Consider the following 16920-nt stretch of genomic DNA (forward strand, 5'->3'; position numbering starts at 1 on the left):
GAGGATGCGCTCGCTCTTCTCGTCATCCCCCTGATGGAGGGAACCATCAGGACAGAATGATGCAGTCAGATTACTCCTGCACCACGGAGTCCTTTCCACTTCGCCACAGTCGCGCGAGAAGTGACAGGACAGCGCGCCCGTCCACCTGCGCCGAGGAGTATGAGCGCCGTCCGCCAGTCGGCTGGTGCGCAGGAGGCGTTCCATGGATGGTCGTACTCAGAGAGTCCTGTTGAGGAAGTGGTCTGGCATCTCCACCCTGTTCCTGGCGGCCGCCTGCGGTCCCGGCGCCGTGTCCGAATCACCCGAGCCTCAAACCCAGAGCGCGGCGCTCTTCGCTGGCGAGCCGCTCGTGAGCGCGGCGAGCGGCCGCTGTCTCGACGTGGCGCAAGAGAGCCGCACGCCCGGCACGGGGCTGCAGATCTACGGCTGCCATGGCCGCGTCAACCAGGCCTTCACCTTCACCGCCGCGGGTGAGCTGCGCACCTACGACAACACGCTGTGCGTGGACACGGCCTCGGGGCAGACGGCCCAGGGAACGCGCGCCGTCATCGCCACGTGCACGGGTTCGCCGGCGCAGAAGTGGGTCCTCAACGCGAATGGCAGCGTGGTCCACACGGCGACCGGCCTGTGCCTGGACGTGGAGGGCGCGAGAACCGCGGACGGAACGCCCGTCATCGTCTGGGCCTGCAACGGACAGACGAACCAGAGGTGGTCCCGCCCCTCGGTCCCCGACACGCAGGCGCCCACGCCTCCCAGCAACCTCGTGTCGAGCAACCTCACCTGCAACTCGGTGACGCTGAGCTGGACGGGCTCGACGGACAACGTCGGCGTGGCCTTCTACGACGTGTACCACGACGGTCAGCACGTGAAGTCCGTGGATGGCAACACGCGCTCGACGTCGCTCACGGTGGTGCCGGGCGTCACCTGGGGCTGGTACGTGAATGCGCGTGACGCCGCGGGCAACGTCTCGCAGGCCAGCCCCACGCTGTCGTTGACGCCACCGCAGTGCCAGGCGGACACCACGCCTCCGACGGCACCGACGCAGCTGTCGGGCAGCGTGTCCGGAACGAGCGCGACGCTGAGCTGGAACGCCTCGACGGACAACATCGGCGTCACCGGCTACGACGTGCTCCGCAACGGCGCCAGGGTCGGCACCGCGACGGGCACCACCTACGCGGACAGCGGGCTCGCGGCGAGCACCACCTACACCTATTCGGTCGTGGCGCGAGACGCCCAGGGCAACCTGTCCCCCGCGAGCAACGCGCTCACGCTCACCACGGGCGCGGCGTGCACGAACCCCATCTGCTCGGTGACGCAGGTCACGACGGATACGGACATTCCGTGGGGGCTGGTGGCGCTCGCGGACGGGACGGTGCTCTACAGCCGCCGGGACGCGCAGGACATCGTGCGCCTGAATCCCGCGACGGGGGTCAAGACGACGCTCGGCACCGTTCCCAACGTGCAGAGCACGGACGGAGAGGGCGGCCTGCTCGGGCTCGCCGTTTCTCCGTCGTTCGACACGGACCGCTGGCTGTACATCATGCACACGTCCCCCACGGACAACCGCATCGTGCGCATGCGGGTCACGCCGGGCTTCACCCTCGACCCGGCGAGCCACCAGGTGCTGGTGCAGGGCTTGCTGCGCAACAAGTTCCACAACGGCGGCCGCCTGCGGTGGGGCCCGGACGGCAAGCTGTACGCGAGCACCGGTGACGCGCAGAACGGCGCCAACTCGCAGAACACCTCGAACCTCGCGGGCAAGGTGCTGCGCATCAACCCGGACGGCACCATTCCCAGCGACAACCCGTTCGGGAATCTCGTCTGGAGCTATGGCCACCGCAATCCGCAGGGGCTGGCCTTCGACTCGAGCGGCCGGCTCTGGGAGCAGGAGTTCGGGAACTCCGTGATGGACGAGACCAACCTCATCGTGAAGGGCGGCAACTACGGCTGGCCCAACTGCGAGGGCACGGTCTCGCAGGGTGGAAGCGGCTGCGCGACGCCGGGCTACATCGCGCCCAAGCGGACCTACTCCACGGCCGAGGGCTCGTGCAGCGGAATCGCCATCGTGCGGGACGTGCTCTACGTGGCGTGCCAGCGCGGCACGCGGCTGTACCGGGAGGTCATCTCGGGCTCGGACCTCACCAACGTGACGTCGTACTTCGTCGGAACGTATGGACGGTTGCGGACGGTCGAGCCCACCGTGGATGGAAATCTCTGGCTCACCACGAGCAACTCGGGGGACAAGGACAGCATCCCCAACAACAGCAACGAGAGGATCTTCCGGGTACAGCTCGGCAACTGAGCGTTGCCGTTCCCGCTCACCCGCGCACCGCCGGAGGCTTCCAGTCCTCCGGCGTGTCGTGGTCCGGGTGTTGATACGAGACGGGCACGGGCCGACCGGCGGTGGTTACCACCGCCTCCGTGCTCCTTCCAGGCAACCCCGGCACCCGTTCGACCCACGCGAGATAGCTCTCCAGGCCCGCCGCCGCGACCGGCACCGCCTGGGAGGGGTCATCGAGGCTTCCGACCATCAGCTCGAGCCCACCGTCCGACAGGTCCGCGAAGGCCAGCGGTGTTCCGCAGGCCGCGCAGAACCAGCGCTCCGCCACGTCCGAGCTGCGGAAGCGCGCCGGGGAGCCGCGAGTCCAGACCACCGCGCGGCCGGGCACCGCCGCCAGCACGGCGAAGGGACCGCCGCTCGCCTTCTGACACATGCGGCAGTGGCAGACACAGACACGCGCATCCTCAATGATTCTGTAGCGCACCGCGCCGCATTGGCACCCGCCGCTCCAAGGGGTTGCGCTTGCTCCAGACGAAGGGTCGTTCATCCCCATGTCTTGGGACTTCAAGCCTCCGAGCGCAAGGGGGATGGTCCAGGAGCCTGAGCGCCAGGAGCCGTTCCGAGGTGGACGTCCACGGCCAGACGCGCGGCCATGGGCTTGGAGCGTCCTCAGTGCGGCCTGGGCGGAATCGTGTCGAACCGCGGCACCCCGTCCGCGACGTCGTAATAATCGCCCTTGTCGGCCATGTAGACGTGGACCGCCACGCGGGTGTGGGTCGGCGTGTCGAAGGCCCCCATCGCGATCCCAATCCAATCGCGCTGGAGCGGATCCCAGAACAGCGACGAACCGCAGACGGAGCAGAAGCCGCGGCGCGCCTTCTCGGACGACTGGAACCAGCCGATCTTGTCTTCGCCCTCGATCTTGACTGCCGAGCGCGGCACGTCCGTCGAGACGAAATAGTGGCCCGAGTGCTTGCGACACTTGCTGCAATGGCAGGCGTCTGGGGCGCGCAACTCGCCTTCCACGGTGAAACGGACTGCACCGCACAAGCACGAACCTCGATGCATGGAATGACCTCGTCCGAAGGATGGGTTGGAAGACTGCTGCTTTCGCATCGGACTGACAAGCGCAACCACCCTCACAGCCCGAGCGCACTCATCGGCACCCGGTAGATGTCCCCCGTTCCGTTCCCGATGCCACGCAGCGTGGCGTCGTTCCGGGGCACGTCGAACCGCTCGCCCACGTCACCGGTGTGGGGCCGGGTGCTGCTGAAGTAGAGCCACTTCCCATCCGGCGTGACGCTCTGGTTGTAGTCGCTGGCCTTCGAGTTGATGCCTTCGCAGAGCGGCCGGGCCCGCTCCCATCCCATGGGAGTCCTGCGGCTGAGGAACAAGTCATACCCGCCGAGGCCATCGGGCCGACGCAGGGCACTGAAGAGGAGGTAGCTCTCGTCCGGGGCAATCCAGGGCTCCAGCTCGTGCATGGCGGTGTTGATGGCGTTGCCCAGGTTCTCGGGCGGTTGGTAGACGCCGTCCACGAGACGGGAGACCCACAGGTCGCTCCCTCCGCGGGTGCCGGGGCGCTCGCCTCCGAAGTAGAGATTCCCGTTGGCGGCCACGGCCGGCGACCACTCATCGAGGCTCGCGTCGTTCACCGGAGCGGGAAGGCGCGTGGCCTCGCCCCACTCACCGTCCGCCCGCAGCGAGGCCCGCCAGATGTCGTAGGACGCCCGCGGCCCGGTCTCTCCAGGGAGCGGACGGTCGGAGATGAAGAACACGCTCCGTCCATCCGGAGAGAGGTGCGGGTCCGCATTGCTCCACTGCTCGGCGAAGCGTGGCTTGACGGGTGGGGACCACTGCCCGCCCTCACCGCGTCGCGTCTCGAACAACTCGAATCGCTCGAAGGCGTCGTCGGCGCGGCCGAAGAGCACGCGGCGCTGGTCCGGGGAGAAGGCCATGAAGAAGTCCCAGGCGCCCGTGGTGAACACCCCCGCTCCATAGAGCTCGGGCGCACATTGGCCCCGCGAGCGGCTGGGGGTGTCTTCCACCCGAGCGGCGGGCGCGCGACAGCCCATCCACGGGGTGCTCATCAACAAGAGGATGCTCCACGGACCAAGGCGCGTCATCGAGTGGCTCTCCGTCACGGCGGTTCAGGTCCAGCGGGTGCGTGCAGTAGCATCCGCGCATGACGCGAAACTTGGGGGATGTTGCGGCTGTCGAGTCGTTCCCGGCGCGGCCACGCGGAGAGCACCTGCTCGGCCAGGACGCGTCGATGCAGGCCACGGACTGCGTCTGCCACGCGGGCGTGTGCAGCCCGCTCTTCGAGGGAGCGCACCCTCGCGCTCACATCTCGGTGCTGCTGGCGGGCACCTTCCACGCCCGCTCGCGTCAGGGCGCGGCGCTGGTGGGGCCGGGCGCCCTGCTGCTCGGAAATGCCTTCGCCCCCTACGAGTACCGCCATGTCGACGATGGCGGGGACCGCTCCATCGTCTTCGACTACGACGAGGTACTGATGGACGAACTGGGCGGCTCGAGGGGATTCAGCCGCCTGTGTATCCCCTCCTCGCCCGCGTCGGCGGGAGCCGTGATGCTCGCCTGGCAGGCGCTGTGGAGTGGCGAGGCGGAGGCGCTGAAGGAAGCCGCGCTGGCCGTCGCGGAGGTCGCGCTGGCGGCGGACCAGGGCGAGTCGGGTGAAGACGTGAGGCCCTCGCCACGACAGGTCCGGCGGGTGGCCCGGACGCTGCGGTACGTCGAGGCACACTGCGCGGACGACTGCTCGCTCGACGCGCTGGCGGCTCAAGCGGGACTCAGCCGCTTCCACTTCCTGCGCGTCTTCCGGGCGATGACGGGACAGACGCCACGTCAGTTCGTCATCGCCACCCGGCTGCGGGTGGCCGCGACAGCGCTGCGGGCGACGCGCAAGCCCATCACCGAGGTCGCCCTGGACGCGGGCTTCGGGGACCTGTCGCACTTCACGACGAGCTTCACGCGCGCATTCGGAGCGTCGCCGCGCGCCTTTCGCAAGCGCGGAGCGGCTTCGCCCCGCGCACTGCCTCGAAGCTTCCGACTGGGCTCCTGAATGTGGAGGGCCGGGAGGTTCCTCCTCCCGGCCGTGCTTTGGCTTACTCCTCCGCGTCGGGTGACGAGGTCCGCTGGCGTTTGGAGGGCCGGTTGTCCGGGTCATCGTCGTCGGAGTCGTCCCGCTGACGTTTGGTGTTCTGCTCGTGCTGTTTCCAGGCCTGGTCGGCAATCATGTTGATGATGTCCCGGGCCTGCGCCTGCGTCAGCATGGGACGTCCGCTGGTGCCCTGGATTCGCGTGTACTCCCAGACCGCGATTCCCAGTGCGCGCCCCACGTCGCCGTTTCGCCCCGCCGCGTTCATCTCATCGACCATCACCCGTTCGATGGCCTCCGCGCTCGCGTCTTGCCGAATCAGCTCGCGGAGCCGATCTCGCCAGGCCTTGGCAATGGCGGAGCTGCCGGTGCTGGTCACGCCACCGCCTCCCCCGCTCACGCCTCCGCGATGGACCTCGATGGGCATCGACACCGCCGGCATGGAGTCCGCGGAGCGGTTGAACTCCGTGCCCTCGATGGAGTTCATGGGAACGGGGTGCTCGCTCTCGCGGACACCTCGCTTGGAGCGCTTCCTCGTTTCACGATGGAGCCCCGCCGAGAACTCGCTCGATTGGGTCGGCGGGAAGATGGCGTCGAAGCCGGGGAAGGGCTCGGCCACCTGCGGCGGGGCGTTGGAACCGCTGGCCTGCGGCTGCTGCGGTGTTGGCGTCGAGGGCGCTGGCGAAGGTTGAGTCGAGGGCGCTGGCGAAGGTTGGGCCGCGGGCTGTGGCTGTGTCGGGCTGTTGGCGCCAGCCTGCTGTTGCTGCTGGGCTCGCGCCTGGCCTCGAGTCGTAGCTGCCAGAACGGGATTCACGAGGACCAGTGTCGCCGTGGCGAGTGCTGCGGCTGCGTATCCATGGGCCTTCATGTTGCTCCTTTCGCACCGCTGCCGGAGTGCGGCTTCACGGTGTGCGTTCGAGACAACCGTTTCGACAGGCCATCGCGCGGATGTGATGCGTGACAAGGCCATCTCGCCAGCAGGCCCTTCATTGCCCGCAGGGGTATGTCCCATCACACTTCGGGGGACCCGAATCCGTCCGGCGGGCCGCGGGAGTTGTTCGTCAGCGGCCCATCACACGAGGCATCAAATGGAGGACGTCATGATTCGGACGAAGCTCATCGCATCCATTACCACCGCTCTCGCCATCTCCCTCTTCACGGCGCTGCCCGCCCATGCGCTCAATCCCGCGGCCGCGGGGGCCGCCGAGGCCGTCAGCCTGGACCCTGTCAGCATCGGACAGGCCATCGCGAAGAGCGTTCACGCGGTTCCGAATCGAGAGGGCTTCGTGAAGGGGCTCCTGTACTCGGCGCGGCACCAGACGGGGGGCAAGTACAACGTCGTCGTCGCCAATCTGGGCAACAAGCACGAGGCGAGCGGGCTCAGGAACGTCGTGTACTACCAGACCTTCAACTACGGGGACCTGGTCTACGGCGTCTGGGCCTTCGAGGACGGCGTGTTCGACAACCAGGGTGACGGTGGTTTCATCAACTGGACGTTCGACGGTCTCTGGGAGCGGCAGGACCCGAACGGGCAGTCGAACCCGCGTGGCATGCGCGTGGTGTTCCGCAAGAAGCCCTGAGGAAGGCACGAGGCCCGGAACGCAGACGGGCTGGAGGCCCGAGGGTCTCCAGCCCGTAAAGGGGCGGGTTGGCGAAGAGCACGTCATGGAACTCCCAGAACTTCCCCGCACGTCCAGCGGGAATGGACGCGTCCGCCATGATTACCTCCATACGCGCACACGTCGCGCGGGCGCGGGGTCGCGTAAGGTGGCAGGCCCATGGTCGCCATTCGCTCTATCGCGCTCTCCTGCATCATCTTCATCGGCTTCATCGTCTTCGTCGCGGCTTGCGGCGACGATTCCCCTCCCCGCCCCATGGAGCAACCCGACGCGTCCGTGCCCTTGACGTGCGACAGCGCCGGCCTCTCGCTGTGCGGCGACGCCTGTGTGCGCACCGCGACCGACCCGGCGCACTGCGGGGGGTGCAACAAGGCCTGCGCGACCGGCGAGGCCTGTGAGGAGGCCGTCTGCGTCGCGGTCTGTCAGATTGACGGCAAGCAGGTCACCGCCGGGACGGTGAACGCGGCGAATCCGTGCGAGCAGTGCATGCCGGCGATGTCCGCGGCCCAGTGGACGCAGCGCGCGGACGGCACGTCGTGCAACCCTGGACAGGTTTGCTCGGCCGGCATGTGCAGCCCGAAGTGCTTCATCGATGGCGAGGTCTACGACGAGGGTGTGCCGAACCCGGCGAACGCCTGCGAGGTGTGCGTGCCGGCGACGGCGACGACGACGTGGACGGCGCGCGCGAGCGTCCCACTGCTGGTCGGAGGCACCGACATCACGGCGCAAGGCTGGACGACGATCGCGCAGACGCCGAATACGCTCACCTACGGCGCGGACCACGTTCGCCTCGCGACATCGACGAACAGCGGCGGGCGGACGAGCGGGCAACTGCTCATCACGCGCGCGAACGCGGTCGACGCCACGAAGCCTTTCAAGCTCCACGTGACGATGCAGGTCGAATCGGTGAACACCCACAACTCGCTCGACAGCGGCGCGGCCATCCTGGGGAGCTTCACACCGCTGTACGGCAACGCCACGGATCGCTCGCAGATGATCTACCTCGACGGCGCGGCGATCGGCTGGGCGGACGACACACAGTCCGCGGCGTTCCCGGTGACTGACGGCGCGTATCATGTCTACGAGCTCGCGGTGGATGCCGAGAAGGTGGCGACGGTGAGCATCGACGGCGTCGCGAAGCTCACGCGGAGGAACTTCACGGCGACCGGTACCATCGCCATCGGCGACCAGACGAACGACCCGAACGTCGACGGCGCGGTGCGGATCAAGTCGGTCGAGCGGCTCTGTCCCTGAGCCCCCGGACAGAAGCTCAGGTATGGGGATACCTGCGGCCGGTCAGTACGGGTCGTCGTCGCGGATGCTCCATTGGTCATCGCGGGTCTCCGGCTTGCCCGTGGGCCGGAGGTGCGCGAACGACAAGGTGAGCTCCACCACGAACTCACGCGGCTCTGGAGGCTTGCCCAGGTAGATGTAGCGCGTCCTGTTGCTGATGCAGGCGTTGAGCATCGCCACTCCCGCGGGCTCCACCCGGCCTCCAGTGCCTGCTCCGTCAGCGCCGAACCTCGCGCGCAATTTGTAGCGCCGGGGCACGTCCTGCTTGCGCAGGATGGCCTCGCGGCCACAGTAGTCGTAGTCCTTCAGGTGCTTCGCCAGCTTCTGGGCACCCCAGGCTTCGTTCGTCTGGGGCTTGCGCGGGACGGGCTTCGCCACCGGTGGAGGTAACACGGGCTTCTGCACCACGGGCGGCGGTATGGGGCGCTCCGGCACCGGGGACGGGGTAGGATGTGGCGCCGGAGGCTCGGGTTGGGCAACGGGTCGCGGCCGCGGAGCGGGCACGGGCCGGACCTGCTCCGGAGGTTCGGCCATGAGCAGGAACGCCATGGCGCCCGCGAGGCTCATCATGAGGCAGGCGCCCAGGCCGACGAACAGGAGCGTGCGGCGCTGTTGCGCCGGGGTAACGCGAGGACTGGCCGTGGGTGCGGAGCGCTGCGGCAGCCAGGGAATCGGCCGCGCACCCCCGCAATGTCCACACGCCGGTTCTTCGCGGATGTCCCTCAGGAAGGGAGCGCCACAGTTGCCGCATCGAGGAGGAGTCGCCACGGGCTTACCCTAGTAGCTCTGGAGACACATGGCGAACGCGTGAGCCTCGCGTCGAGGCAGGCTGCACGTCGCCTGGGTGTCACCCCACGATGGAGGCATCCTGAACACCCATCCAGCTGCCCGGAAAAGCAATCGTTCGACGGCTCCGACGTAGCCCCCCTGGAGCCGCCTCCGGCTCCAGGAGACTCTCCGCATGGACACCCTTCTTGGCGGACTACGTCAGGCCCTGCGCTCGCTGCGCCGCAGCCCCGGCTTCGCGCTCAGCTGTGTCCTGCTGCTCGCGACGGGCATCGGCGCGAGCACCGCGCTCTTCAGCGTGGTGGAGGGCGTGCTGCTGCGCCCCCTGCCCTACCCGCGACCCGAGCGCCTCGTGCAGCTGTCGCAGCTGTCGGCCAACGGCCGCCCGATGCAGTTCTCGGACCCCAACTTCGAGGACGTACAGACGCAGAGCCGCACCGTCACGGCGCTGGCCCAGGTGTCGGGAGAGGCGAGCGTCGCCGTCACCGGCACGGACGAGCCCACCTTCGCCCTGCTGGCGCTCGCCTCGCGTGACTTCTTCCGCGCCTTCGCGGTGCAGCCGGTGCAGGGCCGCCTCTTCGCCGAGGAGGAGCAGCAGGCGGGAGGCGCTCCCGTGGTGGTGGTGAGCCACGCCTTCTGGAAGCGGTATCTGGGCGCGCGGCCCCTGCCGCTGCCGAACACCCTCACCTTCGAGGGGCGCGCCTACACCGTCGTCGGCGTGATGCCCGCGTCCTTCGACTACCCCGTGGGCACGCAGCTGTGGATTCCGCGCGAGCTGGAGGCGCGCTTGCCCAGCCGCACCGCGCACAACTGGCGGGTCGTGGGCCGGCTGGCGGACGGCGTCAACCTGGAGGCCGCGCGAGCGGAGCTCTCCGGCATCGCGCGTGCGCTCCAGGCACGGTACGGCCAGGACACCCGGATGCACGACATCGCCGTGGTGCCCCTGCAGGAGAGCCTGGTGGGCAGTGTCCGGCCCACGCTGTATGTGCTGCTGGGCGCCGCGGCCTTCCTGCTGCTGGTGGCGGGCGCCAACGTCACCAACCTGCTGCTCGCCCGGGCGGCGACGCGCAGGCGCGAGCTCGCCGTCCATGTCGCGTTGGGCGCGGGGCCCGGCGCCCTGGTCCGCCAGTTCCTCACCGAGTCCCTGCTGCTGTCGCTGACGGGCGGCGCCCTGGGCGCCGTACTCGCCGCCTGGAGCCTGCGCGCGCTGCTCGCGTTCGAGCCGGGCCACCTGCCGCGCGTGGGCGAGGTGGCCGTGAATGCCACGGCGCTCCTCTTCGCGCTCGGGCTCTCGCTGCTGCTCGCGCTGGGACTGGGGCTGGTGACGGCGCTGCGCGCGGCGCGCCAGAGCCCGTGGGCCACGCTGGTGCAGGCCGGGCGCACGCAGGCCGGCGGAGGAAGAGCGGAGCGCACGCGCCGGGCCCTGGTCGTGGGACAGCTGGCGCTCGCGCTGGTGCTCCTCGTGGGGGCGGCGCTGCTCGGGCGCAGCCTGATGCGCCTGCTGTCCCTGGACCCCGGGTATCGCACCGAGGACATCGCGGTGCTCAGCCTCGTGCTCCCCCCGGCCGAGGACACAGCGGGACGGCTGCGCAACGTGCGGTTGCAGGAGGAGCTCCTCTCGCGGCTGGGCGCGCTGCCCGGCGTGCGCGCGGTGGGCGCCGTGAGCAACTTCCCGCTCGAGGGAAGCCAGGGGGGTGACGGCACCTTCATCGTCCTCAACCGTCCCGACGAGGTGGGGAACTTCGAGGACTTCGGGCGGCTGGCGAACGAGCCCGAGCGCACGGGCTCCGCCGAGTACCGCGTGGCCAGCGAGGGCTACTTCCGCGCGCTCGACATCCCGCTCGTGCGAGGGCGCCTCTTCGATGCGCGCGACACGTTCGAGGCGCCGCACGTGGCCGTCATCAGCGAGTCGCTCGCGAAGGCCCGCTGGCCTCACGAAGACCCGCTGGGCAAGCTCATCCAGTTCGGCAACATGGACGGCGACCTGCGCCCCTTCACCATCGTGGGCGTGGTGGGCGACGTGCGCGAGCAGGGACTGCATGAGGAACCGAAGCCCATGTTCTATGGCTGCTCCCGGCAGCGGCTGCGGGCCTCCTCCCGCTTCCATCTCGCCGTGCATGGCCCGGTGGGCTCCGCGGCCCTGGTCACCTCGGCGCGGCCGGTATTGCGCGAGCTTGCCCCGGAGCTGCCCTCGCGCCTGCGCACGGTGGAGAGCCTGCTCGGGGCCTCCCTCGCCCCGAGGCGCTTCAGCCTCCTGCTGCTGGGGGCCTTCGGCGCGGTGGCGCTGCTGCTCTCCGTGGCGGGGCTCGCGGCCGTCGTGTCCTATGCGGTGGCGCAGCGCACGCGGGAGTTCGGCATCCGCTTCGCCCTGGGGGCGACGACGGGGGACGTGCTGGGGATGGTGCTAAGGCAGGCGGCGCTGCTGGCGGGTATCGGCGTGGCGCTGGGCGTGCTCGGCGCCGTGGGGCTCAGCCGGGTGCTGGCGGGGCTCGTGTACGGGGTGAGCACCACCGACCCGCTCGTCCTCGCGGCGGTGGCGCTCCTCCTGCTCGGCGTGGCGCTGCTCGCGGCCTGGCTGCCGGCCCGGCGCGCCTCGCGAGTGGACCCGATGACGGTGCTGCGCTCGGAGGCTTGAGGCGCCCGGTCAGGTCCTAGTAGCGGATGACCTGATAGCCCTCGGCCACCAGGCGCGAGAGCTCCGCCACGCCGTTGTCCACCACCTCCGCCTGGGACTGGAGTTTCTTCGGGTCGATGTCGAACTTCTGGAGCGCGCTACCGCAGGCCACCAGCCGCACGCCAGCGGCCTTCGCGGCCTGGGCCTCCTTGCGGACCGCCTCTGGCACGGCCTTCACCGTCGGGTCCAGCGACACCACCGCGCGGCCATAGGTCAGCCACACGACGTCCGAGAGGTAACCGGACTCCTTGGCCGCCTTCGCGTGCCGGAAGGCGCTGGAGAGCGTGCCGATGTCCTCCAGGCCCGTGGTGGCGACGAAGACGAGCTTGCCCTGGCGCGCGGGGACCTTCTTCTCGGTGGCCTGGGGCGCCTGGGAGGGCGCCGCGGCGATGGCGGCGACAGGGGCGATGACGAGTGTGGCGAGGACGAGCAGCAGGTTGCGATTCATTCGAGGAACTCCACGGTGAGAGTCGTTACTGGATGGACAGCATCTGGATGAGGCCCCAGGCCGACAGCGCCAGGGCCGCGAAGCCGGCGAGGCCCGCGTAGACGACGCGCATGCCCGCTCGGCGAACCATGTTCAGGTGGGTGCCCAGCCCCATGGCCGCCATGGCCATCACCATGAGGAAGACGCTGGCGGTGGAGAGCCCGGCCTTGGCGACGGCGGGCAGCACGCCCACCGAGCCCAGCACGCCCACTGAGAGGAAGCCCATCACGAACCAGGGGATGGGCGGCTCCTTCCATGAGTAACGCACCTTCCCGCCCGCGCCGGAGGCGAGTCCCAGCACGACGAGCGCGGGGGCCAGCAGCACCACGCGGGTGAGCTTCACCAGCGTGCCCAGGTCTCCCGCGGAGGTGCCCCAGGAGAAGGCCGCGGCCATCACCTGCGCCACCTCGTGCAGCGTCGCGCCCGAGAGGATGGCGAGCTGCGCCGTGCTCAGCCCCAGCAGCGGTCCGACGAAGACGTAGAAGAGCACGCCCACCGTGCCGAGGATTCCGCATAGGCCCACCGCCAGCGTGGTGTCCTCCTCCTCGGCCCGGGTGACGGAGCTGGCGGCCACCACGGCGCTGGCGCCGCAGATGGAGGTGCCCACGGCCAGCAGCGTGCCCAGCTTCTCCGGCACCCCGAAGCGCTTCGTCACCCAGCGGATGCCGAGAATGCCGCCGACGATGACGGCCAGGGCGAGCAGCAGCACGCGCGGGCCCACCTTCGCCACCAGGCCGAAGTCGAGCCGCGCCCCCATCAGCACGATGCCCAGCCGCAGCACCGTGCGTGCCGAGTAGCGCGTGCCCTCCGTCAGCATGCCGGGCAGCCCCATGGCGGAGCGCAGCGCGATGCCGATGAGCAGGGCCACCGTGAGCGGCCCCACCACCTTGAGACCGGGCAGCGTGGCGAGCCAGTAGCTGGCCACCGCCAGCCCGGCGGCGAGCCCCAGGCCCGGCAGGCGCCGGCGCCAGACGCCCCCCGGAGGCGGTGCGGTGGTGGTGGAAGGTGCGGCGAGAGGTGCGGTCATTTCGTGTTCTCGTATTCATCCGGGAGGGCACGGACGGGCTCGGGTGACGCGTACGCCGTCCTGGCGCTCCTCCGGTTCGGGTTGGGTGGAACGAGGCTCACCGCACCTGCTGGGTGCGCAGCACGGGCGGGAGGTCCTCGCCCACGGCGCGCCCTTGCAGCGCATCGGTCAGCCGCGGCTTGCTGGCGAGGAAGCGGCGCACCGCCTCGTGCGCATCCACGTCCAGGACGCGCGGTTCCTGGACGCCGGGAATCCGGCACACCATGTCGGGGGCATCGCCCTCACGCTCGCAGGCCGTCACGGTGTAGAGGCGGTCGTCCTCCACCAGATTGTCGCCGACCTCCAAAGCCAGGAGGCGCTGGCCCTTGGGCGCGTCGGCCCGGAAGCGCAGCGTCATTCCCGAGGGGCGCGGCAGCCATCCACCAAAGCGCTTCTCCGGGTCCTTCGCGAAGACGTTCTCCAGTTCCTGCTCCCAGAAGGCGCGCAGCTGGCGGCCGCTTACCCTGCCCGTCTTCAGCTTGTTGACGATGGGGAAGAAGTTCCACAGGTCCGCCTCGCGCACCGGCCCGGGCAGCAGCGGCGTGCCGAAACGGAAGCCGTTGGAGAGGCCAATCTCGGTCCCTCCCGCGGCGCGGATGGCGTCGGCCAGCACGTTGTCGAGCGGGTTCTCCACCACCGCATAGCGCGCGAGCGTCACATCCGTGTGCCCCACCCGCGCGGCCAGCTTCGCGTCGTGCGGAGCGAGCGCGGCGTCCACCAGCCGGGCCACCCTCGGGTCCTCCGGGAAGCGCGAGGCGGTCAGCTCGATGAGCTCCCAGCGGCGGTCCACCACCCTGCCCTCCTCCACCCACAAGTCCAGCCGGCCGAGGAAGGAGCCGAAGGCGCCGGGCTCCACCACCCAGGTGCCGGCCGCCTCAATCGGCGCGTAGGTGCGCTCGTGCGTGTCGCTGGACAGGTGGACGTCCACCCCGGGCACCCTGGCGGCGAGCCCCACCGCCTTGGCGAGCCCCACGTGCGTCATCAGCAGCACCACCTGGGCGCCCTCGCGCTCGCGCACCTCCTTCACGAGCGCCGGCAGCGCCTCCGGGCCGTCGTAGCGCAGGCCCTGGCTGTAGCCGGGAGGCTGGCGGCGCGGGACGTCCGGGTCCGTGAAGCCGACGACGGCCACCTTCACCCCGCCCACCTCCTTCGTGAAGTACGGCGGGAAGAGCCGCTCCCCGCTCGCCGCGTCGCGCAGGTTGGCGGCGAAGAGCGGGTGCTTCAGCTCGCGGGCGCGCTGGCGCAGCACCTTGGGGCCGTACACCACCTCCCAGTTGCCGGGCACCGCGGCATCCAGCCCGAGCGCGTTGAGCGGATCGATGAGGGCGCCGCCCTCGGTGAGCGCCGCCGCGCCCGAGCCCTGAAGGGTGTCTCCGGCATCGAGCACGAGCACGTCACCGCCGCGCTCGGCGCGAATCCGCTGGATGGCGGCGGCCACGCGGGCGAAGCCGCCGGCCTCTTCGATGCGCTCCTTCCCCTCGTGCCAGAACAGCTCGGGATGGGCGCGCAACTGCGCGTGCAGGTCCGCCACGTAGAGAACCGTGAGCTGCTTGCGCTGGGGCGCGGGAGCGCTGGCGTCCAGCGGGATGATGGAACCCGGTCGCGGCGGGGTACAGCCTGAGCCCAGGCCGCCCAGCGCGAACAGCGCGCCGAGCAGGGCGAGGAGACGCATCATCGTGGAGCACCTTGAGTGAGAGGGACAGCAGAGAGGACACGAGCAGGACCGCGTCGAGTTCCCGTGCGCGGCCACGAGCGGCCGCGTCAGCAGCGCGCGGCGCGGGGCTTGCGCCCGCCTGGCCAGTCCTCGTGCTCGCGGGCGAGGTGCGGACGCGGCGGGTGGTCCGTCACTCCCAGGCCGACATGGGGCCGAGGTTGAAGACGTCCTGGAAGCCACGCTCCTTCAGGAGGCGCTCGGCCCGGCTGCTGCGCGCGCCACTGCGGCAGTAAACGATGAGGGGCTTGTCCGGCGAGCCGAGCTCGGAGAACCGCCGGGGCAGCTCATCCACGGGGATGTTCAACGCACCTGGCAGGTGCCCGGCGGCGAACTCCTCCGGAGTGCGGACATCCACCAGCATGGCGCCTGCCGCCATCCGCTGGTGGGCCTCGGCCCCAACCGACTGCTGGCGCGTGCAGGAGACGAGGAACAGACCGACAGACAGGGCTGAGACGACGAGGACGGCCTTCATGGCGCGGCTCCATTGGATTCCGGAGGCCCACGGGCCGCCGGAGGAAGAGGTACCGCCGGGTGAGAGCCGCGAGGACGGACAGAGGATTCAGCGGCATCGGTGCATGGCCGCCATGTCTCCTCTCCGGCTCGAAGCGGAGCTCAGGAGCCCGCGCCACCGTCGCTCGCTGACGGAAAACCCGAAGCACCCGAAGGGAGGAGCCCGGCACAGCGGGTTCCCGCGATGGACTCGAGCCCCTCGCGGAGCGACGTCAGGGACTGCTCACCCACGCGGCGCGCCACCTCCTGGCCAGCGCCGTCCAGGAAGAGGAACGTGGGAACGCCGCGGATGCCGTGGCGGGCGGCGGCCTGCCGTCCCTCGGGCGTCCCGACATCGAGGCGAAGGACGTCGACGCCCTCTCCCGCGCAATGCTGCTCGGCCAGGGCCACCACGGGCTCCATCCGCTGGCACACGGGGCAGCTGTGGCTCACGAACTCCACCATCGTCGGGCGCTTGAGCCGCTCCAGCACGGAGGGGCCGCCGGTGGCCGGGACGAAGCCCGCCTCCGGGAGCGCGCACGCGCCCTCTCCTCCCCCTTCGGAGGTACACGCCGCCTCCGATGAGGCTGTCGAGGTGGCGGGCGAGGACGGGCCGTTGACCTCCGCCACGGCGGCGGGAACATCCACCGCCTCCGGCGACGGCACGAGCATCCCCAGCGAGTCGGTGAAGAGCAGCACACCCAGCCCGGCGAGCAGCACGCCCGTGGCCACCTCAACCTTGCGCAGGTGCCGCTTCGCCCGCTCCATCCACCTCAGCGCCAGCGGTGCGGCGGCGGCCACGAGCAGCAGCGGAACGGACAGGCCCGCCGCATAGGTGCCGAGGTAGAGCGCTCCCATGGCGGGCTCCGACGTGGAGGAGGCGGTATAGGTGAGCACCGCGCCGAGCACCGGCCCGATGCACGGCGTCCACCCCAGCGCGAAGGCGGCCCCGAAGAGGAAGCCGCCCACGAGGCTGCCACCGCGCCGCACCCGCCCGAGCAGGGGCCGCGCCTCCCCATCCAGCCAGGGAATCCGGATGAGCCCGAGCTGCTTGAGTCCCAGCAGGAAGAGCGCGAGCCCGCCGAACTGGAGGAGCCCGCTCCGGTACTCCGAGAGCGCTCCACCCACGGCGGTGGCCGCCATCCCGAGCGCGACGAACACGGTGCCGAGCCCCAGCGAGAACGCCAGCGCCACGCCCCACGGCCGCCGCACACCCCTGCCCGCCTCCCGCAGCTGCGTCAGGGACACGCCCGCGAGGAAGGACAGGTAGAGCGGGACGAGCGGAAGGACGCAGGGCGACAGGAACGTCAGCAGGCCCGCGAGGAAGATGCCGGGGAGGCCGAAACTCATACCCCCGGGGACACGACCCGGAACCTCGAAAGTTCCCGGCCGAGCG

15 protein-coding genes are annotated in these 16920 nt (G+C 70.2%); 5 read left to right on the forward strand and 10 right to left on the reverse strand.

The window, feature by feature from the left end; translation table 11 throughout:
* Nucleotides 1–229: 229 nt before the first annotated feature.
* The gene (locus HG543_RS02040) at nt 230–2302 is read left to right on the forward strand and encodes a lectin (RefSeq protein WP_246356690.1); all 2073 of its coding nucleotides are present in this window, start codon (nt 230–232) and stop codon (nt 2300–2302) included.
* Nucleotides 2303–2318: 16 nt separating this feature from the next.
* On the opposite strand, the gene HG543_RS02045 is transcribed toward HG543_RS02040, so the two are convergent.
* The 3 genes from HG543_RS02045 to HG543_RS02055 all read right to left on the reverse strand — a co-directional run bounded on the left by HG543_RS02045 (nt 2319) and on the right by HG543_RS02055 (nt 4407).
* On the reverse strand, nt 2319–2834 hold the full coding sequence (locus HG543_RS02045; protein ID WP_343073249.1) for a GFA family protein: 516 nt from the start codon (nt 2832–2834) through the stop codon (nt 2319–2321).
* A gap of 116 nt (nt 2835–2950) precedes the next feature.
* Complete coding sequence (locus HG543_RS02050; protein ID WP_169342931.1) at nt 2951–3349, reverse strand: GFA family protein; 399 nt, start codon at nt 3347–3349, stop codon at nt 2951–2953.
* A 71-nt stretch (nt 3350–3420) separates the two neighbouring features.
* Entirely contained in the window at nt 3421–4407 is a 987-nt protein-coding gene (locus HG543_RS02055) for a PD40 domain-containing protein (protein WP_169342932.1), read from the reverse strand.
* Nucleotides 4408–4466: 59 nt separating this feature from the next.
* Between HG543_RS02055 and HG543_RS02060 the strand changes: the two genes are divergently transcribed.
* On the forward strand, nt 4467–5360 hold the full coding sequence (locus HG543_RS02060; protein WP_169342933.1) for a helix-turn-helix domain-containing protein: 894 nt from the start codon (nt 4467–4469) through the stop codon (nt 5358–5360).
* Nucleotides 5361–5403: 43 nt separating this feature from the next.
* Here the strand turns inward: HG543_RS02060 and HG543_RS02065 are convergent, their stop codons facing one another.
* The gene (locus tag HG543_RS02065; protein WP_169342934.1) at nt 5404–5883 is read right to left on the reverse strand and encodes a hypothetical protein; all 480 of its coding nucleotides are present in this window, start codon (nt 5881–5883) and stop codon (nt 5404–5406) included.
* 613 nt (nt 5884–6496) lie between these two features.
* Here HG543_RS02065 and HG543_RS02070 point away from each other — a divergent pair.
* Together HG543_RS02070 and HG543_RS02075 are read left to right on the forward strand one after the other, a co-directional pair.
* Nucleotides 6497–6976, forward strand: a complete 480-nt coding sequence (locus HG543_RS02070) for a stress protein (protein WP_169342935.1) — start codon at nt 6497–6499, stop codon at nt 6974–6976.
* A 198-nt stretch (nt 6977–7174) separates the two neighbouring features.
* Nucleotides 7175–8269, forward strand: coding sequence for a hypothetical protein (locus tag HG543_RS02075; protein ID WP_169342936.1), 1095 nt, complete (start codon nt 7175–7177; stop codon nt 8267–8269).
* Nucleotides 8270–8311: 42 nt separating this feature from the next.
* Here HG543_RS02075 and HG543_RS02080 read toward each other — a convergent pair whose 3' ends face one another.
* On the reverse strand, nt 8312–8857 hold the full coding sequence (locus tag HG543_RS02080) for a hypothetical protein (RefSeq protein WP_169342937.1): 546 nt from the start codon (nt 8855–8857) through the stop codon (nt 8312–8314).
* A gap of 412 nt (nt 8858–9269) precedes the next feature.
* Between HG543_RS02080 and HG543_RS02085 the strand changes: the two genes are divergently transcribed.
* Nucleotides 9270–11729, forward strand: coding sequence for an ABC transporter permease (locus HG543_RS02085; protein WP_169342938.1), 2460 nt, complete (start codon nt 9270–9272; stop codon nt 11727–11729).
* 16 nt (nt 11730–11745) lie between these two features.
* Here the strand turns inward: HG543_RS02085 and HG543_RS02090 are convergent, their stop codons facing one another.
* From HG543_RS02090 to HG543_RS02110, 5 genes are all read right to left on the reverse strand, one after another.
* Nucleotides 11746–12216 (reverse strand): DsrE family protein, encoded by a 471-nt coding sequence (locus tag HG543_RS02090; RefSeq protein ID WP_169342939.1) that lies wholly within the window; start codon nt 12214–12216, stop codon nt 11746–11748.
* Between the two features lie 25 nt (nt 12217–12241).
* Complete coding sequence (locus tag HG543_RS02095; RefSeq protein ID WP_169342940.1) at nt 12242–13282, reverse strand: YeiH family protein; 1041 nt, start codon at nt 13280–13282, stop codon at nt 12242–12244.
* Between the two features lie 97 nt (nt 13283–13379).
* Nucleotides 13380–14996, reverse strand: coding sequence for a bifunctional metallophosphatase/5'-nucleotidase (locus HG543_RS02100; RefSeq protein WP_169342941.1), 1617 nt, complete (start codon nt 14994–14996; stop codon nt 13380–13382).
* Nucleotides 14997–15165: 169 nt separating this feature from the next.
* Nucleotides 15166–15507 carry a rhodanese-like domain-containing protein gene (locus tag HG543_RS02105; protein ID WP_169342942.1) on the reverse strand — a complete coding sequence of 114 codons (342 nt, stop codon included), beginning with the start codon at nt 15505–15507 and terminating at the stop codon, nt 15166–15168.
* 140 nt (nt 15508–15647) lie between these two features.
* Nucleotides 15648–16874 (reverse strand): cytochrome c biogenesis protein CcdA, encoded by a 1227-nt coding sequence (locus tag HG543_RS02110; RefSeq protein ID WP_169342943.1) that lies wholly within the window; start codon nt 16872–16874, stop codon nt 15648–15650.
* Nucleotides 16875–16920: the final 46 nt, after the last annotated feature.

The organism is Pyxidicoccus fallax, from assembly GCF_012933655.1.
Lineage (GTDB): Bacteria > Myxococcota > Myxococcia > Myxococcales > Myxococcaceae > Myxococcus > Myxococcus fallax.